The sequence below is a fragment of the Clostridium facile genome, from assembly GCF_014297275.1.
GTDB lineage: Bacteria > Bacillota > Clostridia > Oscillospirales > Ruminococcaceae > Massilioclostridium > Massilioclostridium facile.
The window spans coordinates 1,078,438-1,104,211 of the sequence record NZ_JACOQK010000001.1; the positions used below are offsets into that span (position 1 = coordinate 1,078,438).

21 protein-coding genes are annotated in these 25,774 nt (G+C 43.1%); 7 read left to right on the forward strand and 14 right to left on the reverse strand.

All coding sequences use genetic code 11. The features are described from left to right. Nucleotides 1-41 precede the first annotated feature (41 nt). On the reverse strand, nt 42-3,932 hold the full coding sequence (locus tag H8Z77_RS04495; protein ID WP_286165441.1) for a glycosyl hydrolase: 3,891 nt from the start codon (nt 3,930-3,932) through the stop codon (nt 42-44). Between the two features lie 298 nt (nt 3,933-4,230). Between H8Z77_RS04495 and H8Z77_RS04500 the strand changes: the two genes are divergently transcribed. After that, nucleotides 4,231-5,181 (forward strand): AraC family transcriptional regulator, encoded by a 951-nt coding sequence (locus H8Z77_RS04500; RefSeq protein ID WP_286165655.1) that lies wholly within the window; start codon nt 4,231-4,233, stop codon nt 5,179-5,181. A gap of 1,644 nt (nt 5,182-6,825) precedes the next feature. Here H8Z77_RS04500 and recN read toward each other — a convergent pair. From recN to H8Z77_RS04560, 12 genes are all read right to left on the reverse strand, one after another. Continuing rightward, a complete protein-coding gene (gene recN / locus H8Z77_RS04505; protein WP_069988990.1) occupies nt 6,826-8,502 on the reverse strand; it encodes a DNA repair protein RecN in 1,677 nt (558 codons plus the stop codon). Between the two features lie 11 nt (nt 8,503-8,513). Next, nucleotides 8,514-8,969 (reverse strand): arginine repressor, encoded by a 456-nt coding sequence (locus H8Z77_RS04510; protein ID WP_069988991.1) that lies wholly within the window; start codon nt 8,967-8,969, stop codon nt 8,514-8,516. Nucleotides 8,970-9,000: 31 nt separating this feature from the next. Continuing rightward, nucleotides 9,001-9,849 (reverse strand): NAD(+)/NADH kinase, encoded by an 849-nt coding sequence (locus tag H8Z77_RS04515; protein ID WP_069988992.1) that lies wholly within the window; start codon nt 9,847-9,849, stop codon nt 9,001-9,003. Between the two features lie 65 nt (nt 9,850-9,914). Then, nucleotides 9,915-10,724 (reverse strand): TlyA family RNA methyltransferase, encoded by an 810-nt coding sequence (locus H8Z77_RS04520; protein WP_186996310.1) that lies wholly within the window; start codon nt 10,722-10,724, stop codon nt 9,915-9,917. Nucleotides 10,725-10,726: 2 nt separating this feature from the next. After that, complete coding sequence (gene dxs / locus H8Z77_RS04525) at nt 10,727-12,580, reverse strand: 1-deoxy-D-xylulose-5-phosphate synthase (protein WP_186996311.1); 1,854 nt, start codon at nt 12,578-12,580, stop codon at nt 10,727-10,729. Between the two features lie 31 nt (nt 12,581-12,611). Beyond that, entirely contained in the window at nt 12,612-13,154 is a 543-nt protein-coding gene (locus tag H8Z77_RS04530) for a divergent PAP2 family protein (protein WP_069988995.1), read from the reverse strand. A 15-nt stretch (nt 13,155-13,169) separates the two neighbouring features. Further along, the gene (locus H8Z77_RS04535; RefSeq protein ID WP_186996312.1) at nt 13,170-14,057 is read right to left on the reverse strand and encodes a polyprenyl synthetase family protein; all 888 of its coding nucleotides are present in this window, start codon (nt 14,055-14,057) and stop codon (nt 13,170-13,172) included. Further along, entirely contained in the window at nt 14,054-14,266 is a 213-nt protein-coding gene (gene xseB, locus H8Z77_RS04540) for an exodeoxyribonuclease VII small subunit (RefSeq protein ID WP_069988997.1), read from the reverse strand. Before xseB ends, H8Z77_RS04535 begins: the two co-directional genes overlap by 4 nt. 3 nt (nt 14,267-14,269) lie before the next feature. Further along, nucleotides 14,270-15,469 (reverse strand): exodeoxyribonuclease VII large subunit, encoded by a 1,200-nt coding sequence (xseA, locus tag H8Z77_RS04545; protein ID WP_186996313.1) that lies wholly within the window; start codon nt 15,467-15,469, stop codon nt 14,270-14,272. Continuing rightward, nucleotides 15,466-16,404 (reverse strand): tRNA (adenosine(37)-N6)-threonylcarbamoyltransferase complex transferase subunit TsaD, encoded by a 939-nt coding sequence (locus tag H8Z77_RS04550; RefSeq protein WP_186996314.1) that lies wholly within the window; start codon nt 16,402-16,404, stop codon nt 15,466-15,468. Before H8Z77_RS04550 ends, xseA begins: the two co-directional genes overlap by 4 nt. Further along, entirely contained in the window at nt 16,405-16,806 is a 402-nt protein-coding gene (nusB, locus tag H8Z77_RS04555) for a transcription antitermination factor NusB (protein ID WP_069989000.1), read from the reverse strand. A 25-nt stretch (nt 16,807-16,831) separates the two neighbouring features. Next, nucleotides 16,832-17,179, reverse strand: a complete 348-nt coding sequence (locus H8Z77_RS04560) for an Asp23/Gls24 family envelope stress response protein (RefSeq protein ID WP_069989001.1) — start codon at nt 17,177-17,179, stop codon at nt 16,832-16,834. A gap of 728 nt (nt 17,180-17,907) precedes the next feature. Between H8Z77_RS04560 and H8Z77_RS04565 the strand changes: the two genes are divergently transcribed. From H8Z77_RS04565 to H8Z77_RS04575, 3 genes are all read left to right on the forward strand, one after another. Further along, a complete protein-coding gene (locus tag H8Z77_RS04565) occupies nt 17,908-18,615 on the forward strand; it encodes an AzlC family ABC transporter permease (RefSeq protein WP_069989002.1) in 708 nt (235 codons plus the stop codon). A 2-nt stretch (nt 18,616-18,617) separates the two neighbouring features. Continuing rightward, on the forward strand, nt 18,618-18,935 hold the full coding sequence (locus H8Z77_RS04570; RefSeq protein ID WP_333724066.1) for an AzlD domain-containing protein: 318 nt from the start codon (nt 18,618-18,620) through the stop codon (nt 18,933-18,935). Nucleotides 18,936-19,208: 273 nt separating this feature from the next. Continuing rightward, nucleotides 19,209-20,564, forward strand: a complete 1,356-nt coding sequence (locus H8Z77_RS04575; RefSeq protein WP_186996316.1) for a hemolysin family protein — start codon at nt 19,209-19,211, stop codon at nt 20,562-20,564. 242 nt (nt 20,565-20,806) lie between these two features. Here the strand turns inward: H8Z77_RS04575 and H8Z77_RS04580 are convergent, their stop codons facing one another. Beyond that, complete coding sequence (locus tag H8Z77_RS04580; protein ID WP_069989004.1) at nt 20,807-21,220, reverse strand: RrF2 family transcriptional regulator; 414 nt, start codon at nt 21,218-21,220, stop codon at nt 20,807-20,809. Between the two features lie 733 nt (nt 21,221-21,953). Here H8Z77_RS04580 and H8Z77_RS04585 point away from each other — a divergent pair. The 3 genes from H8Z77_RS04585 to H8Z77_RS04595 all read left to right on the forward strand — a co-directional run bounded on the left by H8Z77_RS04585 (nt 21,954) and on the right by H8Z77_RS04595 (nt 25,396). Further along, on the forward strand, nt 21,954-23,318 hold the full coding sequence (locus tag H8Z77_RS04585) for an MATE family efflux transporter (protein WP_186996317.1): 1,365 nt from the start codon (nt 21,954-21,956) through the stop codon (nt 23,316-23,318). Nucleotides 23,319-23,514: 196 nt separating this feature from the next. Beyond that, the gene (locus H8Z77_RS04590) at nt 23,515-23,988 is read left to right on the forward strand and encodes a MarR family winged helix-turn-helix transcriptional regulator (protein ID WP_270739462.1); all 474 of its coding nucleotides are present in this window, start codon (nt 23,515-23,517) and stop codon (nt 23,986-23,988) included. After that, nucleotides 23,978-25,396 carry an MATE family efflux transporter gene (locus H8Z77_RS04595; protein WP_186996318.1) on the forward strand — a complete coding sequence of 473 codons (1,419 nt, stop codon included), beginning with the start codon at nt 23,978-23,980 and terminating at the stop codon, nt 25,394-25,396. Before H8Z77_RS04590 ends, H8Z77_RS04595 begins: the two co-directional genes overlap by 11 nt. The last annotated feature ends 378 nt before the right edge of the window (nt 25,397-25,774 follow it).

Below are 25,774 nucleotides of genomic sequence, written 5' to 3' on the forward strand. Positions count from 1 at the left end.
TTCTCTTCAATTTAGAATAAAAAACCAATTCATTAGTAGAATTATTTTCTTCTCTTTGTCGTAGCAATAGCTGTTACGCCTGCTACCAATACCGCTAACCCTGCGATTGGTGCAAAATCGCCTGTTTTCGCTGCGTTTGCTTTTGGTGTGGTGGATTCCTGTCCTGTCTGGGCAATATCTTCGGTTGGAGTTTCAGCAGGGGTTCCATCTACTGCTACCAGGTTATCTATTGCTGTTTGTACACTTGTTACTGCTGCATCTACTTCTTCCTGGTTTGCGTTTTCATTGTTGTATACATCCTTTGCTTTTGCTACTGCTGCTTGCAATGCTGCGTAACTCTCTGCTGTGTATGCGTTTGCATCTACTTTGCCTGCTTCCGCAAGAACATCTTTCAAGATAGACTTATCTGCTTTGAACCGTAGATTCAGCATTGCATTTAATAAATTATCCGCTACTTGGTTGATTTCTGCTTGCATGGCATCGCCATCTTCATATACCGCTACTGCTATTTCTAATGCTGCGGTGAATTCCGCTTTGCCTGCTTCCACATAACGGTCAAGTTCTGCATTGATTTCATTTGCTGCTTCTATCAGGGAAGCCAGTTCTGTTTTATCTCCTGCTACAAATCCTAATTTGTGGATTTCATTCAGCAAGGTTTTCCATGCTGCGTCTACTTCTTCCTGGGTAGCCCCAGCATTGTTTGCTACTGTTTTCGCATTTTCCAAAGCAGCGTCAAAGGATTTCTGTACGCTTTCAATGGCGTTGTCATATTCGCCACTGGCTTTTGCGTTTTCCGCGTAGGTAATTACAGAATTTAAGATAGATTTGTCTGTTGCTGTCACTTTAGAATAAGTTTGTAAAGTTGCTGTACCTTCCATACCGTAATTATCTATGTCTGGAGTACCCATCATCCATCCGGAATATCCTACATCAATCATTCTGTTACGCAGACTGCTGGTTACCCTTACTTCAATTGTGTTTTCACCTGGTTGTACGGCTTTGGAAATATCGGCAGTACAGTTATCCATGTTTACCGCTACTTTTTGTCCGTTTACGGTTACCGCCGCAGTACCACCATTCATGGAATCTACTTGGAATATCAAGCCGTTATTTTTTGTATTCCAGTTTTCTGGTAATGTAAAGCTTGTGGTATATGTTCCTACACCGGATACTTTTTCCCCTACTGAAGGAATATCTTTCCATGGGATTAATTCTGTTTCTCCCACATTGATATCCACTTTATTGGTATCATAAGTTACTTCAGTTGTGGTATATCCTAAACCTCTATCTTCTGTACGGGTTACTTTCTCTCCAGGCTGCCAGTCCTGTACTGTCAGGTTCCAGGTATCCAGAGTAATATCTTCCGGAACAGTCACACTCGTGGTATAGCTGGTACCATTGCTATAGGCAATGGATGCTTCCCCAGTGGATGGAACATACATCATAGGACTGCCGTCTTCAATGACTACTTTATCCACATTAGTAGAAGATACGACTGTTTTTGCTGCCTGATCATTTGGATCTAACGCAAATACCATAATATCTCCTGGTGCTAAATCTACATTTAGGATCGTCCTACCGTTTTCATAAGCGAAATCCCCTACTTCTGTCACTTCCCCTGACCAAGTGTCCAATACATAAGGCTGATAAATTCCATCTACTGATACTTGTCCTTTATAGTTTTCATTTTCCGTATACATGTAGTTGTATAGATATAAATAGGTTGCGTCATCATCTTTCCGCATCACAGACATTAAGTTGTTGTTAGATTCGGTATATTCTGCACGCGGATGAACTCCCAATCCAACTAAGGCATCGTATGCTTCTGCCTGTGTTTCAACAACAGCTACAGTATCTAATGTTTTCAATTGTTCCATAACACTGGCTAACTCTTTGTCCTTACCATCATTAAAACCAGTTGTAATGGCAGCAGACTCATTGGTTTTCACAATACTGTTTCTCATCTGTTCCTGAGTAGGGCCATCTATAATAACTACTGACAACCCGTTTTTAGCCCATTCATATAATACCTGGGCACTTTCATAGGGCAGTTCTTCCTGATATACGATCAAAGCCTGATACCCTACTCCGTCCGCCTGAACAAGACCGTTTTCACAGGTAATATCCTGATCCTGCAATAATACTGGTGAGAAATAATCATAGGTATATCCAGCATCCTGCAAGGTCATATCTTGCCAGTAGATACCTTCATGACGGCGGAGTACATTTTGGGAATAATCAAAACCCTGGAAGCACTGTAAGCAGTTCCAATAATAATCCGTTCGTAAAATACCAATGTCCATTTGTGGAACACCCTGACGGAGGACTTTCTGCGTCCGTGCTAAATGTTGGTTTAAATCTGCATAGTCAATGGAATTTGGCTGGCGTTTATTAAATCTGTCTGAAAATACTGTCTGCATCCCTTCATATCCAGGCCATTGTACATTTTGTTCTGGACCATATGCGGAAGAATATCCATGTAAAATTGTCCTCTGCACACCAGAAGCAAACTGGGTATAGTATACCTGTCGCCAATCGTTGTTACTTTGAGTATAGTTATGACTCAATAGCGCACCGGTCTCGGAAGAATATGTTTTATCGTATAAGTGCGCTGCTCCGGCCTGACTACGGAATTTTTCTGGTTCACAACCAAATTCCCACGATTCCGCTTCTACATAATCAACCGATTTAATTGGCTGGGTAATATCAAACATCTGTCCATATGCCGGTTCCGCACGCAATGTCATACCAAATTCATGGCACCAATCACGAAGCACATCCAAACAATTTTCCATATATAATTCGGTATTGGTTTGGAATACATCATTTAAAATACTGGTACATAAATCAGAATTTCCTTCCAGATTATAAATATAATTTTTTTCGGTGTGTACTGCGAAACCTGGAGTAATAATCAACGGCAAATATGGGGTTAAATCATAACCACGACGGTTTTGAAATTCTTCTAGATAGTTGGAACACCACAGGTTCCCTGTTGTATTTACACCGTGTGGACTAAGCTCCAGAGAATCCATGTACAAGGATACATCTCCATTTTCTTTAATGAGCTGTTTCAAAGATTCATCCAACACATGTTCATTCCAATATTCAATTAAAGCATTAGCACCCTCTTTAGAGAAATAGTTAATGGTGTAGGCTTCTCCAGTAGAAGCTGGTTTATAAGTCTCCGAAGTACCATGCTGCCAAAATGCGAAAACAGTATAATCTCCATCCTGTGGAGCAGTGTACTGGATGTTGTAACTTCCATCTGCCTGTTGTGCTACCATGCTGGTGATATCCTGCATGGAATTCTGGTCCAGGTTGGTAACTTTACCATCTGTACTGGCTTTTTTTGCTACTGTTACTTTTACCAGATCCGCTTTGGTAGCAGTACCCGGTAATTCCGGTAAAATTAATTTTCCATCATATTTTTGACCGGAAGAAACATCAATTGTAGTATAACTCAATTCCTGGGAAGCTTTTTCCTCATCTGGATTAATGGTTGTCAAGTTTGCTGATGCCCAGTGGGTACCAGATGTAAAGCTAACTCCCATCCCATATTTATTACATTCTTCTACAATCAAATGGGAATCGTGAATCCACTCCTCAGAGCCCCATGCATAAGTGGCATCATCCAAATAAGCGGATTCATCTAATGTAACAAACTCCACTGCACCAATCCCATAATCGTGTAATTCTTTAATGGATTCCCGCAGTGTTTCGTCTGTATGAGAACCTTCCGCTAACCACCATCTTGTTTCTACTTTGTACTCATTCTCTGGATTTTGAAAGCGATCGTTCATTTTTTCCGCAAATGTCTTTGCGCCTTCTTCTGTTGTGTCGATAGCGGACACCGTAGATGCCATGGATGTAGCCATAATCGAAAGCCCAAGGGCTACCGCCAACGCTTTACTAAGCCGTTTTCCTTTCAATTTTACTTCCTCCTTGTTGATAATAAATAAAATCGTGTCATTCAAATTGTATATTAAATCTAATTATTTCTTCAAATAAATTTATTTTTATACAATTTGAACTCAACTGAGTTTTATGTTATCATAAGTGAGGATAAATTTCGATGTCGAAATCCAAGTTAACCAGTATCGAAAACAAAGTTAATAGATGTTTTATTGTGATATTGACTATATCATATTAACTAATTTTAGTGTATCAATACAAAGGTAAGGTGAAAATATGGATATTCAGAAATTTTATGAAGATCACCAAAAATTCATGGCTAAGATCCTTTTAAAATTGAAAGATAAAAGAGAACGACCCATTGGTTATACAGAAAAAGAGGATTATTATCCTTTTAAAGACGCAAGTATCGTTATTGCTCCACATACGAATACGTATGAAAACCCTCCCCATAAACACGATTTTTTTGAATTCGTTTATATTCATCAAGGCTCCTGTACAAATATTATTGATTCCGTTTCCATTCCTTTAAAACAAGGAGACATCTGCCTAATGAACACGAACGCGATGCATCAGATAAAGTTAAATAATGTAAAACAAGATATTATCTTTAATTTGCTGGTTAAAGAATCTATCATGGATAGTTTCCATTTTAAAATATATTCTTCTAATGATTTTGTTACCAATTTCTTTTTAAAATCTATTGATAAACGACGCCAGGAACAAAATTATATTTTATTTTCCAATAACACCGAAACAGAACAAACAGATTTTTTCTGTAAAATGATTCAAGAACAGTTTTCTAAAAAAATCTATAAATCCCCTAAAATTTCATACCTGTTTGATTGCTTTATGATTGAATTAATCCGTTCTTATCAATCTACAGTCGATCAATCCCACATGAAAAACAAACAAGAAGATACTTTTTCCAAAATGTTAGAATATATTGAACAAAATAGTGCTACTGTCACATTAGATGAACTTGGAAAAAAATATGGATATCATCCGCAGCATCTTTCGAAATTAATTAAACAATATAGTGGAAGTAGTTTTCAAGCTCTTTTAACAGATATTCGATTACAACAAGCTTGTATGCTATTAAGGGAAAACAAACTATCTATTTCCTCAATTATTCAAAAATTGGGATATTCTAATCGTACCTGGTTTCATAAGCTCTTTCAGGAAAAATATCATTTAACGCCAGGAGAATACCGGGAACAACAGCTAAAAGCAAAAAATCAAATACAGGCATCCTATCATGAATAATAAATTTTGTAACTGAAAAATAATTTTCTGCTTTTCGCTTATTTTTCCCATTCATATTATATAAAGAAAGATAATTTTTTCAAGTAAATCGAAGTAATTTTAACAATATGCAATATATTAGTTGTTAATATATTTCTTAGTCACATTCATTTGATAAAGGATATACAAGCACGACCAGATATATTGCTTTAAATTCTTGATTTTTGACTTGCAAGTGGAGAGATTCTCGTAGGTTTCCCGTAGATATTCAAATTTTAGGTTCAAAAAAATCCCCCTTAATTGTGTTGTCCGAATTACCCACTGCCCAATCCGCAATGATTTTCGCTTGGTTACAAGTAAATCGCCAATAAAGCCAATCACCGTATCCAAAGCAGTTATTTGACCTTCTTTCATGTCAGTAGTTTTCTAATTGTAACCCCATTTTGCCTTTAAATAACATATGTACTGTCTTTTGTAACGAATTTCAGGTTTTTAACATCCTGTTCCACAATTACAAGACATGATACCTCCATATGATTCTGATTCGTATTCTTATGTTCAATATTATTGATACCGCCTACATTTTGCACTTGGTCTGGTTCGAAAATTTCACCATTCAATTTTAAATTCAGTAGCGGTGTATGTGATAAATCCGACTTATCCAACAGCTCATATTAATACACAAAGAACCCATTTTTAGCATTGGGGATGAGGTATTGTTTTAAATATCCATGTTATTTCAGTTCATTCCATACACTGTTAAAATCCCGTTCGCTTTTAATGACAGATTCTCATCCTGCAATGCGGCATTGGAAATCTTGCACAAATAGATTTTCACACTTGCGAATATTGATGGTGTTCTTTCACATCATAATTTCCTACTCAAAAAGAAAAAAGCAAGCTCAACAGCTTGCTTCGTCATATATGCTTTTTCATTCCATAGCTTTTTGTATCACCTTCGGCTTCGTTTCTTATGAGAGGATTTTACTGATTCCAATCCTTCTGCTTCATCTATTCATACCTTTGGATGCTTTTGATCAAACAACTAAACGAAAAAAGAATATGGTAGAAAGAAATGTACATTTTATATTCTCTAATAATTCTCTAAGAAACTGTTTATAATCGCTAACAAACGCAAATCTAAAACAGCCAATCAAAAATACAATCATACAAACCAACATTGATAGTTCTATTATCATAAAGATGGAGTTATGGTAGATCCATTGAATCTGTGACGAACGGGTTCAAAGCGAATGGTAAGATAAAAAATCCAAGCTAACAGCTTATTTTTATCATCTCTGATGAAATAGACAGAATATAAAGCAAAAAATAGAATAACAAAAACAAGTAAAGATAATTTAATGATCGTAAATATAGAATTATGGTTTGTCCGTTGAACGCTATATCCAAACAAAGCGAAACAAGCATATAAAAATGTATTAACTGGCGCTAAAACAAAAAGCGCCCAAACGAAAAGTCGATCACAACAAGCAAAATAATATATAGGACAAAGTACAAGGCGTACCGTTATAGCGTGTGCAATGAAATAATCCAATTGCTTTGATAAGGCAATCATTGTTTTTTCCTAATATGACAAATCATGATAGGAAGCATTTTATCAACCATATCGGAAAAATTTTATGATTGATTCTAGAAATGAAATTGTTATGATTCAGCAGATTGCCTTCCACGCTGGATCATCTCCTGGGCGTTTTTCATCATCAAATCGGTAATTTCCCCGGTGGACATAATACGGGCAACTTCCTGCACCCTGCCGTGTTCATCCAATGGGATTACTTCGGTATAAGTGCGGTTCCCTTTTACGGATTTCCGAATCCTGAAATGGATATCCGCTAAAGCAGCAATCTGTGCCAAATGGGTAACCGAGAATACCTGGCGGTTCTTGGAAACCTGTTTTAACTTTAACCCGATTTTTTGCGCTGCGGAACCGCTGACACCGGTATCCACCTCGTCAAAAATCAGGGTTGGGATTTGGTCTTTATCCGCCAAAGCATTTTTAATTGCCAGCATGATACGGGAAAGTTCCCCACCGGAAGCGATTTTGGCAATTGGTTTTGGCGGTTCCCCTACATTGGTGGAAATCAAAAATTCAATTTTGTCCCGCCCTTTGGATTGGAAGGGTGTTTTTTCCCAATGCACCTGGAGGGTGACATTTGCCATATCCAAAAATTTTAGCTCATGGGCAACGGTATTTACCAACTGTTTTGCGGCTTTACGCCGTTGTTCCGTCAGTTGTTCTGCCAGTTCCCCACATGCCAAACGAAGCTGCTTTTGCTCTACCATCAACTCATTCTGCCGGATATCGTATCCTTCAATCTGTTCCAATTGTTTTTGGCAGTTCTGCTGATAGTCCAATACCTCCTGGATGGTTGCCCCGTATTTCCGTTTTAACTTGAAAATTTCATCTAAGCGCGCTTCAATGGCATCCAAACGGTTGGGGGTCATATCGAACTCTTCCAGTTTTGAGGCAACCTCATGGCGGATGTCCTCCACCTCATAAGCAATCCCTTTGAGGCGTTCTTTTAGTTCATCCACGCCGTTATAATATTCCGAAGCATATTCCAAGGCGTTGACAGCATCCACCAATTTGGAGGAAGCCCCTGGCAGTTCGTCCTCGCCATCCAATGCCTGGTACGCTTCATGCAGGCTCTCGGTGATACGGGCATAATTGCGGATCGCTCTTGCTTCATGCTCCAGTTCCACATCTTCCCCCAACTCCAAATCTGCCTGCTCAATCTCGTCAATTTGATAGTGGAGCAAATCCAACTTCTGGTTTTTGGTTTGCTGTTTCTCGTTGATCTCTTCCAGTTCTTTTTCCACCTTGGTAAAGCGGTGGAATTTCCGCTGGTACTCGCTTAGCAAGGTGTTGATTTCGCCAAAACAATCCAGTATTTCCATATGGCGTTCGGGGGAAAGCAGAATCTGGTTATCGTGCTGCCCATGGATATTGATGAGATGGGAACCGATTTCTTTTAGCAGCCCAACGGTAACCGGACGACCGCAGATACGGGCTACGGATTTTCCGTCCACCGAGATTTCCCTTTGGATGACCAGCTCATCTTCCAAATCCACCCCGTTATCCCGCAAGATATCCACTACCTGCTGAGGGACATCCTGGAACGAACCAATCATAACCGCCTTTTCCGTTCCGCTGCGCACCAGCTCTTTGGAGCAGCGTCCGCCTAAAATCCCATTAATGGCGTCAATGACAATCGACTTCCCTGCCCCGGTTTCCCCAGTAAACACATGGAAGCCCTTGCCGAATTCCATATACACTTTTTCAATTACTGCTAAATTTTGAATAAACAAACCTGTAAGCATGGGACACCATCCTAGTTTGAAAGATATTTATAAAGTTCCTTGGTAAAAGTAGCGGCATCATCCTGGGTACGCATTAAGATAAATATGGTATCATCACCAGCCAGAGTACCCACAACCCCTGCCCATTCGGTGGCGTCCAACGTGGCGCAGGCAGCGTTTGCCATACCATGGCGGCATTTTACCACAATGGTATTCCCCGCATAATCCACCCCTAATACGGACTCGGAAAAAATAGTCCCAAATTTGCTGGAAACAGAATCCAGCACTTTTTTCGCGCCGGTTACATAGCGGTAGTTGCCCTGGTCATCCATTTCTTTGGTCAGGCGCAATTCTTTAATATCCCGGGAAATGGTTGCCTGGGTGACCTGGAATCCACATTCTGATAATTCTTGCAGCAAATCTTCCTGGGTATAAATATTTTTTGTCAATACTAATTCGATAATTTTATCATGACGTTTGGATTTCATTTGCGTTTTTCCCTTCTTTCTGATAAAGCCGTTAGCTCACAACAAATTTTTTGCTTACTACCTCATAAAATTCTTTATTATTTAAGGAAATCAGCCGCATTTTCCGCTGGCTGGCTGTAATTTCCACGATATCATTCTGTCCCAGCTCCGCACCAACCTGCCCATCAATCACCAGATAAGCGGAATTGCGATTTTTATCCCCCAGTTTTACTGTCAACACGGTATTTTCGTGGAACAGATAGGTGCGGGAGGCAAAAGAGTGGGGGCAAATCGGGGACATGGAAATATACGATAAGGTTGGATCGGCAATCGGTCCGCCATTGGAGAGGGAATAGGCAGTGGAACCGGTAGGGGTTGCGAACAGGATGCTGTCCGCCCGGTATTCATTCACCAGCTTTTCTCCACACAACACATCCACATCAATCAAGCTGCTCAACGCCGCTTTGGTAATGAGCAGGTCGTTCACTGCAATATACCGTTGAACCACTCCATGTTTTGCTTTGAGTACGATTTCCAACAACATTCTGGGCTGTTCAGTATAATCCCCTGTTACCAGCTGCTGCAATGGGGTCAGGTCATCCGTTTCCACCCCTGCCATAAACCCAAGCCGTCCGGAATTAATCCCCAGCACCGGCTTATCATACAGGGCTGCCTGTTTCCCCACATCCATGATGGTTCCATCGCCGCCCACTGCCACAATTAGGTCAAAGTCCGCCATCGTTGCTTCCTTATCCGCATAGTGGTAGCTATCATCGAACACCGATGCCATGCCGTATTCCAAAAAACATTCCGCACCAGCTTGCTCCAAAATGGAAACCGCCTGTTCGGTACATTGCTTTGTATTTTCTTTTTCCAAATTGAGGTTAAACAGTATTTTCATAGTGGACTCCTCCTGCCTGTGGCAAGGTTGGTTTTATAGTAAGGCTGCTAGCAATCCAGCAGCAGTTAATGTTTTTGTTCCAGTTCCTCATGGGAGGAAGCTACTACCTGGGCAATCTCCTCCTCGGTAATAGTGGAAACCTGGTCGGATTTTTGGAGATAAAACAGGTATTCGATATTGCCTTCCGGCCCTTTTACCGGGGAATAGTCAATATCCTTGACATAAAAGCCGTTTTCACAGCAAAAACGGAAAATCTTTTCGATCACCATCTCGTGGACTTTAGGGTCTCGGACTACCCCTTTTTTTCCGACATTTTCCCTTCCCGCTTCAAATTGTGGTTTCACCAGCACAACGGCTTCCCCTCCCTCTTTGAGCAGGAGATGTAACACCGGCAGGATGATAGTCAACGAGATGAACGAAACGTCTACCGAGGAAAAATCAATTTCCTCTGGGATTTCCTGATGGGTCAGGTATCGGGCGTTGGTGCGCTCCATGTTCACCACCCGCTCATCGGTACGGAGTTTCCACGCCAACTGGCCGTATCCCACATCAATAGCATATACCTTGGCAGCCCCGTTTTGCAGCATACAATCGGTAAAGCCACCGGTAGATGCCCCAATGTCCATGCAGGTTTTTCCGTTTAAATCTAACTGGTGCTTTTGCATCGCTTTTTCCAGTTTCAATCCGCCACGGCTAACATATTTTAATCCAGTTTTTAAGGTGATTTCGCAATTCTCTGGGACGGTTTGGCCAGCTTTGTCCACTTTTTCGTTGTTCACCAGTACTTCCCCCGCCATGATAAACGCTTTCGCTTTTTCCCGACTGGGTGCCAGCCCCCGTTCAACTAATAAAATATCAATCCTCTGTTTTGCCAAAACTACACCTCATTTATCTGTTCTACAATTGTTTTTATCATACCATCCCGGTCCAGATGGAGCTGTTTTAAACTGCTCTCTACGGATGCCTGAGGAATAAAGTGGTCAATCGCCGTCAAGGTATAGGAACCCTGGAAACCATACTGATTTAGGGCGTTAAGGAAATGTTCCCCGATTCCACCCAGGCGAATCCCTTCCTCAAAGAAAAAGATTCTTTGGTACTGGCTAGCTTTTTTCACCGCTTCCTCCGGCAATGGGGAAATCCGGTTTAACTTTAACACTGCCGTTGGACAGACTTCCCCTAGTTTTTGGGCAGCCTGGATAGCATCAGCAGAAATCCTGCCATAGGTGACAATCAGGCAATCACCTTCCCCAATCCACTGGTAGTCGGTGTTTTTCTCCGGAAACTCCGGCAATTTCGGCTCGGACCCCCTTGGATACCGTACCGCTACAACGCCGTCAATTTCATATAGTGCTTTTTTCAAAAAGATGCGGGTTTCCTCATAGTCCGCTGGGGAATAAACCGTAATCCCCGGGATATGACTTAGGTAAGCGGCGTCGAAAATCCCCTGATGGGTTTCCCCGTCGTTCCCCACAATGCCAGCACGGTCTACCGCAAGCACAACATGGTTCCGGCTGATGGCAGCGTCGTGGATAATCTGATCGTATCCACGCTGCAAAAAGGTGGAGTACACCGCGAATACAGGGCGCATCCCATTGCACGCCAAGCCGGAACAAAAGGTAACGGCGTGTTCTTCCGCAATGCCTACGTCAAAAAAACGGTCACGGCACGTGGAGGAAAAATATTGCAGACCGGTGCCATACTTCATGGCGGCGGTTACCGCACAGACTTTTTTGTCCATCCGTCCAATCCGCTCCAGCTCTTTCCCAAAAGCGGTGGAAAAACTGTCTTCTTCTATAAAATCAGGGTTACCCTGCTCAATGTCAAAATTAGATACCCCGTGATAAGCTCCGGGGTTTTGTTCCGCTTTGGAATATCCTTTCCCTTTGGTAGTGAACACTTGAATCAATGCTGGTTTATCTGCGTTTTTTGCCCAGTTCATGGCACGGGATAGCTCCTCTAGGTTGTGCCCGTCCACCGGGCCCAGATAGGCAAACCCCAAATCGGTAAAAAAGTTGCTGTGGTACAACATATTTTTAATCCCTTTTTTGGAGCTGGAAAGGACTTTTTTCAATCCTTTCCCCACAACTGGGGTGTGGTCCAGGATGTTTTCCAATGAACTTTTGGTTTTCAAATAGGTGGGTTCCGAACGCAGGTTGGCAAGGTAACGGGCAAAGCTCCCCACCGTTTTGGAGATAGACATCTCATTATAATTTAAAATGACAATTAGATTATGTAGTCCCGCTGCGTTGTTCAGTGCTTCATATGCCATACCTCCGGTAAAGGCACCATCCCCAATCACTGCAATGACAGAGCGGTTGGAGCCCTTTAACAGTTCCGCCCGGGCAATCCCACAGGCAGCGGAAATCGAGTTGGTACTATGGCCAGCCATAAAGGAATCGTGCTCGCTCTCATAAGGGCGTGGAAAGCCGGAAATCCCATTTTCCTGGCGCAAGGTGGAAAATTGTTCCCTCCGCCCTGTCAACAATTTATGGGTATAACACTGGTGGCCTACATCCCACACAATTTTATCCTTGGGGCTTTCAAAGGCACGGTGTAATGCCACAGTTAGTTCCACAACCCCTAAATTTGACGCCAAATGCCCCCCAGTTTTGGAAACCGTTTGGATAATACAGGTGCGAATTTCTGCACAAAGGCGTTTTAACTCAGCATCTGTTAATTGATCTAAATCTCTTGGGGAATTGATTCGACTTAATAAAGAATTTTGATTCATAAACCCTCCCCCGGTGCTGTTATAACAATAATTAAATGGAGGTTGGAATGAGCAATGCTACCACAATCCCCAATAAAGCACCAGCTAATACTTGTAACGGTGTATGCCCAAGTTTTTCTTTAATTTGTTTTAACTCCTCGTCGTCCTCTTCCTCCGCGTCCAATTGCTCCGAAGGTTTTGCTAAAGATTTTAAGGTGTTTTCCAGCCGTTGTTTCTGATTATCGTCCGGGCAGTCTGTCCGTTTTAACAATAGGATAATTTTATTTAATACTTTTGCCTGCTCCCCAGAGGAATACCGCACACCCATGGCGTCATACATCACAATTGCCGCCATAATCACCGCGATGGCAAAGGCGGCGGAATTTAATCCAGAACATCGTCCGATTGCCAAAGTTAAGGCGCACACGGTAGCGGAATGGGAACTTGGCATACCGCCGGACGCTGTAAGCAGTTCCCGATTAAATTTTTTATTGGTAACCAGGTCAAGCAACGTTTTAGCGAGCTGGGCCACCACCCACGCCGCTAAAGCAGCAATCAAGGGATAATTATGAAGGACCCCTGTGATACTGTACATACAAAACCTCTCCTTTTACTTTTTCCGTTCCAGCAACATATCGGTTAATTCCAGCAAAAATTCTGGATGATCAAACTGGCGTAACTGCTGTTTTGCCAACTCAGTCAACTCAGCCGCTTTTTGGCGGGAACCTTCCAACCCGAACAAGGTGATAAAATTGGTTTTTTGCATTTGTTCATCACTTCCGATTGGTTTGCCCAGCAGCTGCTGATCTCCCACCACATCCAAGATATCATCGCAAATCTGAAATGCTAGCCCCAGAGTTTCGGCGTAAGCACCAATCTGCTGGATTTGTTCCGGAGAGGCTTTGGCGGCAATTGCCCCCAACTGGCAGGCAGCACGGATGAGCGCCCCTGTCTTTAACAGGTGCATTTGATGCAAAATTTCATATTCAATCCGTTGGTTTTCATAGGTCAAATCAATTACCTGGCCACCCACCATGCCGTCGGTACCAGCACAATGGGAAAGGGTTTCTATCCCTTTTGCGATTTCCTCATAGCCTGTCCCGTGGGTTTGATGGGCTTTTGCCATCACCTCAAAGGCATACAGCAGGAGGGCATCCCCTGCTAAAAGGGCGTTGGCTTCCCCAAATGCAATATGGCAGGATGGCTTTCCCCTGCGGAGTTCATCATCATCCATACAGGGAAGGTCATCGTGGATTAATGAACTGGAATGAATCATCTCCACCGCACAGGCAAATGGCAAGGCATGTTGGATCTCCCCACCCAACATACGGCATACCTCCAGGGTAAGCACTGGACGGAGACGCTTTCCTCCTGCTTCCACACTATACGCCATAGCGTCGTCTACCACATGCTGCAAATTGCTTTTTTTTGGAAGGTATTCTTCCAACTGCTGGTTCACCATTTGGATATATTCTTGTAAGGTTTGTGTAAAACTCATTGTTCTCCCCCAGAATTTTCCTCTTGTTTTGTAATTTCCTCAATTTTTAATTGGGCTGACTGAAGTTTTTCATGGCAGATGGCGGAGAGCTTTGTCCCTTTTTCGTAAAGCTCCAAACTCTGCTCCAAAGACAGGTTGCCTTTTTCCAGTTTTGCCACGATTTTTTCCAGTTCTGCCATGGCTTTTTCAAAAGAAAGCTGTTGTTCCATTGGTTACCTCATTTTTTTGGTAATGGTGCTTTCCACCATACTACCATCGTAAAATTTTGTTGTCAGTGTATCCCCTATTTTCAGGCGGCGGGAATTTTTGACCGCTTTGTGTTCCTCATTAAAGGTGATGGAATACCCACGCCCCAGCACTTTGAGTGGGCTGAGGTTTTCCAACAGGGAAACCGCTGAGCCAAACCTTTGCTGGGCTTGGGAATAAGACGACTGGAAACAGGTTTCCAACCGATGATCCAGTTGGTGGAGTATTGCCTGCCCCGCTGCCAGATGGCCGGCCGGGGAATGGAGGTGTAACTGGTGCTCCAACCCAACAAGCTGGTGTTCCCGCTGCTGTATACAATCTACTGTATAATTATACAACAACTCCCGCTGCTTGTCGATACCGGATAATAGATACTGTAAATCCGGAGCAACCAGTTCTGCCGCTGCGGAAGGGGTTGGCGCCCTCAAATCCGCTACAAAATCCGCTATGGTAAAATCCACTTCGTGCCCCACAGCAGAAATCACCGGGATGGAACAGGCAGCAATCGCCCTTGCCACAGCTTCCTCATTAAATGCCCAAAGGTCTTCTAGGGAACCTCCGCCCCGCCCTACAATCAGGACGTCCACCCCAACCTGTTCCGCCAAACGGATGGCAGAACAAATAGAGCCAGCGGCTTGTTCCCCCTGCACCTGGGCAGGGAAAATTTTCACGGTACCAATAGGGTAGCGCCTAGATAAAATTTGCAGGATATCCTGTAATGCCGCCCCGGTTTTGGAGGTTACCACACCGATGGTATTGGGCTGGGCTGGGAGCGGCTTTTTCCGCTCCGGGTCGAACAGCCCTTCTTTCGCCAGCTTTTGCTTGAGCTGTTCAAACGCCATTGCCAAGGCACCGGCACCATCCGGCTGGATATCGGTACAATAAAGCTGATAAACGCCATCCCGTTCAAACACTTGGATATCTCCCAGGGCAATCACCTGCATGCCGTTTTCTGGCATAAAACGCAAATGAGCCACGTTGCTTTTGAACATGACACATTTTAGGGCACTATTCTGGTCTTTTAACGTAAAATAGCAGTGTCCAGACCGAAGATGGTGGACAAAATTGGAGACCTCCCCACGGATCGCAATCCGGTGGAGGATATCCTCTGCCAATAGTATTTGTTTGATAAACCGGTTTACATCCGAAACACTGTAACTGGTCACGCAAGTTCCTCCATTTTTCCTGCTAATACCGCAATCCCCCCCGCATTGTCCGAGGAAAACTCCGGTTTCGCAAAACACGCCTGGTATTTTCCGGTGAAATAATCCCGGATGATCCGGTTAGACATCACCCCACCGGCAAATAAAACCGGTTTTTTGCCATACTGCTCTATCGTTGCCAACAGCATCCGTTCCAACGTCTGTTGGATGTACTGCAAACAATAACGGGCAATATAGGAGGGTTCCGCCCCTTGTTCCTTTAATTTACCGCACTGGTTTTCCAAGCCGGACAAACAGCAGTCCAGCCCTTTGACCATGGGCTGCGTTTTGATTTTATCGGTACATTGCAACGCAAGCTGTTCCAAATAAGGTCCCGCTGGAAATGGCAGCCCCAAACTCACCCCTACCCGGTCGATTGCCTGACCGGCTTTTAAGTCGAGGGAAGTCCCCACCATCTTAATTTGGTCGATTGTCCCGTTTCCAGTTTTCACCAATAAACAGTCGGTAGTACCACCGGAAACATGGAAGGCGATAAATTCGGAGTGGTGCAGCCATTCCAGACGTTTGGCGGAATACAAAGCAGCGGCAATATGCCCCTGCTGGTGGGAAAACTCATGTACTGGTATCCCCAATACCGCCCCAATGGAATCCGCCGCCATTTTGCCCGTTAAAAAGCAGGGCATGTAGGAACCTTCCACATTCCTCGGGCGCACTGAAACCCCAATGGCTTCGGGGAGCCCGTCAGCGGTTTCAAATAACTGCTGCATCATCTTCCCCAGCAGTTTCGTGTGTTCAAACACCGCCTGGGATTGCCGCAGCCCCAAACTTCCTTCCGGTGTAGGCAAAAGGTGTTTTGCCATCTCCATCCGACGGGACTGTGTATCATAAAACGCGGTGGAACAGGTATAATTGCTGGTATCAATCCCTAATACTCTCATTTATTTTTCTTCCAGCTTCCGTACAAATCCACCCAGCACGCCGTTGATAAAAGCAGCGTCTTCCTGGGAAGCATAGGTTTTTGCCAGTTCTACTGCTTCGTTAATCGCAATTGGCGGCTCAATGGCGTCCTCAAACAGAATCTCATAAACAGCCAGGCGCAAAATCGCCAACACCACCTTGGAAAGGCGAGAAATACTCCATTTGGTCAAATGTTCTGAAATCACCGCATCCAGTTCCTGCACATGCTGCTGCACGCCAGTTACAATGCGGATGACCTCCTCGTTTACCTGTAAGTCGTCACACTCTTTGGCAATTTCTACAATTTGTGTTAAATCATCATCGTTAAAAATCTTTTCAAAAACGAGCACAAAGGCGTTTTCACGTATTTCATGTCTTTTCATGGTACTATCCTTTCTTGCGGGGCAACTAATCCTGAAGGATTCCTGCGATGTAAATATTCACCTGGTATACAGCGACACCAGCCATATTCTGGACGGCTTCTTTTACCTGCCGTTGTACATTTTCTGCTGTGCGTTTGATCACATAGCCTTTATCCATTAAAATACCCAAGGTGATTTTTACGCTGTCCGCATTGGTTTCGATCATAATTTGCTTTGGTTTTTTGGCTTTTAACAAATAATCTTTTTTGCTGACAGGTACCAAAGCAAGGCCAGCGACGCCTTCTATTTCCATTACCGTTTGTTTTACAATTGCGCCAATTACTTCTTCCGATATTTTTAAATGGCCCGTAGATGTGGTTTGATTGATTTTCATGGTGTTTCCTCCTTGGTTCCTGTTGAAAATTTAACCAGATAAGCAAAACATTACTATCTTAATTAATATACCACATAATTGAAAAAAACACAAATATTTTCCCCCGAATTTCCGGCAAAGAAAAACTGGACAAATAACAGGTTTGCATTTATAATAAAATATTGCTGGTTTATGGTAATTTCGGCATTTTTCAACCAAATGCCAGAAGATAGCATACTGGATAGGTGTCTCTTTTTTCCGGCTATCCTGTAAAAAGAACTGGAACATTTTTCTTGTATTATGGGAATTCGTTCCTTGATTTAACCAAATCGGAGTAAATTTTTTTGTGGATAACCAAGCAATACTGCATCTGCGTTTTTTCATATAGGGGAAAAGGACACCTCAAGGTTTTGGCAAGTGGAAGGATTGCAGTATCTGTATCCCCTTTAGAGGGGGTAAATAAGAAACGCATCTGCTTTTTGTAGGTATGGGGTTACGGTTGTTTTCATGTATTTTTGTAGTAATTCCCCTCTGATTGGATTGATTTTGTTTCCCATAAGGTAGATGGATGCCGTATATCATAGCATTACAGTGCATGGTTTTGGTAGGCAGTTTTCCAATAGTCATTATTAGGAGGGAACTTGTTTCCTGCAATATGGGATCAAGGCAATCATCAATAGATTCGTTTTTGAAATAGGCGGATACCGCCTGCTACGATACAATAAAAATTTTGGAGGTTTGGGTTTGTTATGGTAACAAACAGTTTTACAAAGGGGTTTTGGGATGGGCTTCCCATTGCTTTGGGGTATTTATCGGTTTCTTTTACGTTTGGCATGGCTGCTGTGGCTCAGGGCATCCCAGTATGGGGTGCGGTGATGATTTCGATGACCAATGTTACTTCCGCTGGGCAGTTTGCCGGGCTCTCCTTGATGGCAGCATCTGGAGGGATGTTTGAGATGGCATTGACTCAGCTCATCATCAACCTGCGTTACGCCTTGATGTCCCTTTCCCTCTCCCAGAAGCTGGAGAAGCATGTGAACCTGCTGGACCGTTTTGTCATCTCATTCTGCAACACCGACGAGGTGTTCGCGGTTGCCAGCGGCCAACGGGGGGAAGTGGGGAAACGCTATCTGTACGGGTTGATTCTCACCCCTTACTTTGGGTGGGCGATTGGCACGCTAATCGGGGCGGCAGCCAGCACTTTCCTTCCAGAATTTATCCGTTCCGCACTGGGCATTGCGATTTACGGCATGTTCCTGGCGATTATCATCCCACCGGCAAAGCATTTCCGCCCTGTACTTTGGATTGTGCTGCTCTCCGCTGGACTAAGCTGCGCATTCCGGTGGCTGCCAGTGCTGAACCAGGTTTCCCCCGGTTTTGTAATCATCATCTGCACCATCCTTACAGCAGCAATTGGCGCAAAATTCTTCCCAATTAACGAGGAGGACCCCCAATGAACATGAGTATTGAAAAATTTCTGCTATATGTAGCGGTGATGGCTGGGGTTACTTATCTAATCCGTATGCTGCCCCTGGTGATTTTTAAAAAGAAAATCCAAAGCCGTTTTATCAAATCATTTCTATTTTATGTTCCCTATGCGGTGCTTGCTGCGATGACCATACCGGACATCTTTTTTTCTACCGGAAACGTCTGGTCCGCAGTAGCGGGGCTAGTGGTGGCGGTAATCCTCGCCTATTTTGAAAAAGGACTGCTTACTGTTGCGCTGTGTGCCTGTGGCGGGGTATTGGTGGTAGAATCCCTGCTGAAATTGCTGTAAGATTTACAAATTATTCACACTGGACATGGTTTTGTCATTGACTTTTCCCGTAGGGTATCGTACAATAGAGCCAAGTTTTACCCACAAAATTTTGATACCATATTTATGAGAAAGGCTACTAAAGATTATGGCTGACGGAGACCCTGGAGCGAATAGCAACCATTCTTTTTGGAAATAACAAGCATAGGAATCCCTTTGTAATAGGCAAGGGGTTCCTGTGCTTGTTTTTGTTTTATAAAATATGAAATTACATATACACAAGGAGGAACCATTGTGACAACCATTTTATTACAGCTTTTACTGCAGGTAGTATTGATTGCGTTAAACGCCTTTTTTGCTGCCAGCGAAATTGCGGTGATATCTTTAAACACCAACAAACTGCGAAAGCAGGCGGAAAGTGGGGATAAATCCGCCAAAAAAATCCTGAAAATCTCCGAAACACCCGCTAAATTTTTATCCACCATCCAAATTGGTATTACCTTAGCCGGATTTTTAGGGAGTGCGTTCGCAGCGGATAACTTCTCTGACCCATTAGTGGATTGGATGGTCAATACCCTTGGCTTCCACAGTATCTCCCCTTCCGCTTTAAATACCATTACTGTTATTTTAATTACGATTATCCTCTCGTATTTTACCCTGATTTTTGGCGAACTGGTACCGAAACGGATTGCCATGCAAAAGCCAATGGCAATTGCGAAACTGGCTGCCAACGTAGTTTCGTTTATCGCGGTGGTAATGAAACCTGTTATCTGGTTTTTATCTGTTTCCACCAACGGCGTACTGCGCCTGCTGGGCATGAAAACCAAAGAGGAAGATGAAGCTGTAACCGAGGAAGAAATCCTGATGATGATGGACCTTGGAGAAGAAAAAGGCACTATCCAAAAGGGCAAACGGGAAATGATCAAGAATATCTTTGAATTTGACGACACCCCAGTAAAAGAAGTAATGACCAGAAGGATGGACATGGTGGCGCTCTCCGACCAGGCAACCACTGAGGAGATTTTACACGCCATCCATACCACAGGTTTTTCCCGTTTTCCAGTTTACCACCACACCCCTGACCATGTAACCGGTATTTTATACGCCAAGGAATACCTGCTAAACCTGCGGGCGGAACATCCAAAGACCTTACGCCAACTGCTCCACGCTGCCTATTTTATTCCGGAAACCATCCACAGTGATATCCTATTCCGGAACATGCAGGCGAAAAAAATCCATATTGCAGTTGTCATCAACGAATATGGGGAAACCAGCGGAATTGTTACCCTAGAAGATTTATTGGAGGAAATTGTAGGCAACATCTATGATGAATTTGACCCAAGTGAAGAAAAGGAAATCTACCAGATTAAGAAAAACTGTTGGTGTGTTTCTGGTACCCTGCCACTAGATATGCTGGAGGATGAACTGAACATCCAACTGCCAGAGGAGCTGGAAGTGGATACAGTAGGCGGCTTGGTATTCAGCCAGCTAAAGGAGATTCCAAGAGATGGTACAAAGTTACACTTGGAATGTTACGGTTTAATTTTTGATGTTACCAAGGTGGAAAACCGCCACGTAACCCAGGTATTCATCCGGAAAATACAGGATGTGCAAACCGAGCAGACGCAGGCATCTACTCCAATGGAATAGACAGAATAATAAAGAAAAATTAGTGACAAGTTTTCGATGCAGCACTTGTTTATTTTGAGCTTCTCCATACTATTTGGGGAAGCCTTTCTTTATTTACTAAAACGAAACAGGCTTGCTGTTTTTGGTAACAACAAGCCTGCCTGGAATGATATTTGATTTTTATTACAATCCCTTAGAGAGTTGTTTTGACGGGAACGATTTTATTTTGTTTTTGCGCACTATTGGTGTAACACAATAAAAGATCAATGGTATTCCCGGTTGACCAAATCCGCTAAGGTAACGCTTTCTAAATATCCATCCACCATTTGCCCTAGTTTTTGCCACATGGGCAAAGTAATGCACTCCCCTGCCCGGGGACAGGTATTCTCATCACAACTTAAACAAGCAACTGGCGCCAGATTTTTCTCGGTTAACTCTAAAATTTCCCGGACAGTATAATCCTGTGCGGGGTGTGCCAAACGGTAGCCTCCGTTTTTGCCCCGGTGGCTTTCTACAAACCCGCTTTTGGCCAGCATTGACACAATCGCCTCTAGGTATTTCATAGAAATTTCCTGGCGTTCTGAAATGGATTTTAAAGAAATATATTCATCTGCCGGATGCTGGGCAATATCAATCATTACCCTTAAAGCGTACCGGCCTTTTGTAGAAATTGTCATATTGAATCACCTCGCTTCTATTATACTATAATATCAGTAGGAATTCAATCTCCTGTTTTCCCGTTTTTTCAGAAAGGATTGACATTTTTAGCATAGACCGGTATACTGGAACTGGTAAAAGAAAATAGATACTTGAAATACTATCTAAACACAGATTGGATGGGTACAAAAATTCCATTGAATGGCGTTGCCTACAGGTTGTTGTAGGTTTATAGCGTATTGGTATTCTTTTATTTGGTTCCCTGCCAAAAAGGATGTGGAAATAGTGTCCTTAGAAAAGATTTGAAATGGTAACGAAGGAATTTTGCTGGGACAATCCACTATTCTTGCCCTACGCCAGGGTATCCTCTGAAATGCAAACCTGGCTGTTTATAAAATGGATGCTATTTTCTTTTTCTGATGCACGCGTTCGGCACAACATAAGAAACGCAATCAAAAGAAATACTGATATAATCAAGCGAGTATAGCGATATTTATTGGAAGCACATGGATTGGACTCCAGCTACAAAGCATTCCAGTAGGAGGGAACGAACCCTTTGACAATCAACTGTGGAACCCTTCTAGTGAGCAAACCAAAACCCGCTTCTTCTTATGACGGTTTTTTCCGCCCTATTTTTATGGAAAACCAACGATTGGCGGTTTTCTAATCCAATTGAATGATAATGGCTTTTTTCAGAAAGAGCCGTTCTTTTTTTCTGCTTTTTTAGCAAATAAAACAGATAAGGAGATCATGATGAACAACACTGAATTAGTAAAAAACCCGACCAAAAGTTTTGCGAAATATGTTTCTTTAAATGTATTGAGCATGTTTTGTTTCTCGCTGTATATCCTGGCGGATACCTTTTTTGTCGCCAACGGGATTGGAAGCCAGGGGATTGTGGCTTTAAACCTGGCGCTCCCTATTTACAGCGTTCTCAACGGGGCAGGTTTAATGATTGGCATTGGAGGAGGCACACAATTTTCCATTGCTTTGGGGCAGAAAGACCACCTTACTTCCAACAAGGTTTTTACCCATGCGTTTATACTGGCAATTAGCCTTGGTGTGATTTTCACTGTGATTGGCGCAGGGTTCCCTGAGCAGCTGGCAACTTTGCTGGGCGCCCATGAAAATGTGATGGAACTGACCTCTATCTATATCCGGACTGTTTTTTCGTTTTCCATTGTATTTATTTTAAACAACTGTCTACTGGCGTTTATCCGCAATGACGGTAACCCCAATTTAGCAATGATTGCCATGCTGTGTGGCAGTTTTAGCAATATTATTTTGGATTACGTTTTTGTGTTCCCCTGCCAGATGGGGATGTTTGGGGCGGCTTTGGCAACAGGAGGCTCCCCTGTCATCAGCCTGATCATTCTGTCCACCCATTTCCTGCGCAAGAAAAATGGGTTCCGTCTAACCCGCTGCAAACTGATGCTGCAGCGGTTCGGGAAAATCCTCAGCAATGGGCTGGCTACCTTTGTAGGGGAACTTTCTTCCGGGTCTGTTATTCTACTGTTTAATTATGTTATCCTGGATTTAACTGGGGATATGGGGGTTGCGGCATATGGTATTATCGCCAATATTGCCTTGGTATGCCTCTCTATTTACAATGGTATTGGACAGGGAATCCAACCGATTGTTAGCTATAACTACGGCGCTGGAAAAACCAAAAATGTCAAACGCACCCTATGGATGGCACTAACGGTTGCCCTGGGATTTGGAGTACTGTTTTATCTCTCCGGATTGTTTTTCTCCAGCGGCATTATCGCAGCGTTTAACCGGGAGGGCAGCCAGGAACTGATACAGCTGGCAACCCGTGGTATTCACATTTATTTTATCGGCTTTTTATTTATGGGGCTTAATATCGCATGCACCTCCTTTTTTGCCTCTATGGCACATGCCCGGCAATCGTTTTTGATCTCGATGCTCCGTGGTTTTATCCTGATTGTGCCACTAGTGTTGGTACTCCCCCGCCTCTGGCAGATGGACGGCGTTTGGTGGACGGTACCAATCGCCGAAATCGTCACTTTCCTAATTGCTGCTTTGATTGCCAAATCCTCCATACGTACAATGGAACAAAATGCTCAATTCACAGAGCAGGAAATGGATTTATCATAGAATAGCGATGGGATACAATATATGGATAACCAAACAGGCAGGCGGATACCTGCCTGTTTTTTTGATTTTCCCTCCCTTAAAGCCTAATTTTGCAATAAGCCCATTCTAAAAAGGTTGACAATCCAACTAATTTACGTTATAATAGTCCCCAGCAAAAATAGTTGGCTATCCAACAAATAGAAAGGGGAAAAGAAATTTGTCGAAGCTACCAATTACTTTATTAAAATACATCTCGATGATATACCGGAACACCAACCGCTATTTTGATATGGCTTTATCGGATACCAAAATTAGCAGTGGACAGTATTTCTTTTTGGGATTTATCTCGGAAAATGAAGGCCTGACCATGTATGACTTGGCAAAAATGGGCGGGTTTGACAAAGGAACGGTTACCAAAGCAGTACAAAAATTATCCGAAATGGATTATGTGCGGATTGAAACGGACCAGAATGACAAACGTGTCCGCCACCTGTACCTTACCAATAAAGCAAAGCCAGTTTTGGAACGCATATACGCAACCCGTGACCACTGGAAACACCAGCTGGTGGAAGGCTTTACACCAGAACAGGAACAGGAGATTACCGAAACCCTGCGGGTGATGGCAGAACATTCCTGTGCGATTGTAACCGAAATAGCAGAACAGAAAGGAGAACGCACCCATGGAAAATAGCACTACCATATCCCAACAGACACCCAAAAACCCTTTGGGATATAAACCAATCTCCAGTTTATTGATTTCTTTTTCTGTCCCCGCAATTATTTCCTGCCTGATTAACTCCATCTACAATATTGTGGATCAGATTTTTATCGGCCAAGGGGTCGGATACTTGGGGAATGCCGCTACCACTGTCGCTTTCCCAATCATGACGATTATCCTGGCGTTTGGTACCTTAATTGGAGCCGGTAGCAGCGCCTACGCCGCAATCCGCCTAGGGGAAAAGAACGAGGAAGAAGCGGAACGGACGTTAAACAACGCTTTTCTGTTTACCATCTTGGTTGGTGTGGTTTTGATGGTACTGGGGCTCATCTTTTTAAAACCAATTTTAATCTTGTTCGGCGCCACACCAAATATTATGCCCTATGCTATTGACTACACAGCCATTATTTTAATTGGTACCCCCTTTAACATGATTGGGATTGTCCTGTCCAACCTCGCCAGGACGGACGGGCATCCAAGGCTGTCTATGTATGGGATGCTGATTGGGGCTGTGCTAAATACCATCCTTGACCCAATTTATATTTTTGTATTCCACTGGGGGGTAAAAGGGGCGGCTATTGCCACAATTACATCCCAGATTATCTCCGCCGTTGTGTTGACAATCTACTTTGTGAAAAAGGTGAAAAAGCCCATCCATATGCGACTGAAAAAGAAATACCAAAAGCTATCCTGGAGAAGGATTTGGCGGTTTATCACCTTGGGTGTTTCCTCCGGTATTACCCAATCGGTTGCCTGTATTATGCAGGTTGTGATGAATAATTCACTGGTATACTATGGTAATCAAAGCCCAATTGGTGGGGATGTTGCCCTAAGTGCAATGGGGATTGTGATGAAAGTATCCATGATTATGGCAGCATTTGGTGTAGGTGTTGGGATTGGCGCCCAGCCAATACTGGGGTTTAACCGTGGGGCACAGCAATACAGAAGGATTAAAAAGACCTATTTGATGGCGGTTATCTTTGCGACAGCATTAATTTTGATTGGTTGGATTTTTTGCCAGACAATGCCTGAAACAATCATCAGTATTTTTGGCAACGAAAACGCCCAGTTTACCGGTTTTGCGGTGAGCTGCCTACGGATTTACCTGTTCAGTATTTTCTGTGCTGGGTTCCAGATTGTATCCACCAACTATTTCCAGGCAACTGGCCAGCCGCTCAAAGCTTCGATTCTATCTATGCTGCGACAGCTTTTATTACTTATCCCTTTGATTTTGATCCTTCCATTGTTCATGGGGTTAAATGGAATCTTGTATTCCGCTCCAATCGCGGACGCAGCTTCCGCTGTCATTGTTGCCTTTTTCATCATTCCAGAAATGAGAAAACTGAACCGAAACATCAAACTGGAACAGCCTGCTTCATAAACGGTTTCTACTTCTCTTTTTTTCAGAATACAAATCTTCCATAACTTGCTCTTCTCCTATGGGAAAGGATAGCATATTTTTTCAAAGATGGACTATGATTCTATGGGTTTCCGTTCCATCTATCCTATATACGAAGTATTGTTTGTATTTCTTGTTACATTGTACCATTTCCTTTATGACCGATAAAAATCCTCCACTGTTTTTTGAACAGATTCAGTAAAAACAAACAATAGACAGAAGCCCCCTGATGTAGGAAAATAGATACATCAGAGGGCTTAATTATGCAAAAAAGAAATTACACGCACGTATAGGAAATATTACCAGAAATCAAGGGAATGATTCAGGCAGGAAAAAGTCAGAATATTTTGGGTTCAAAGA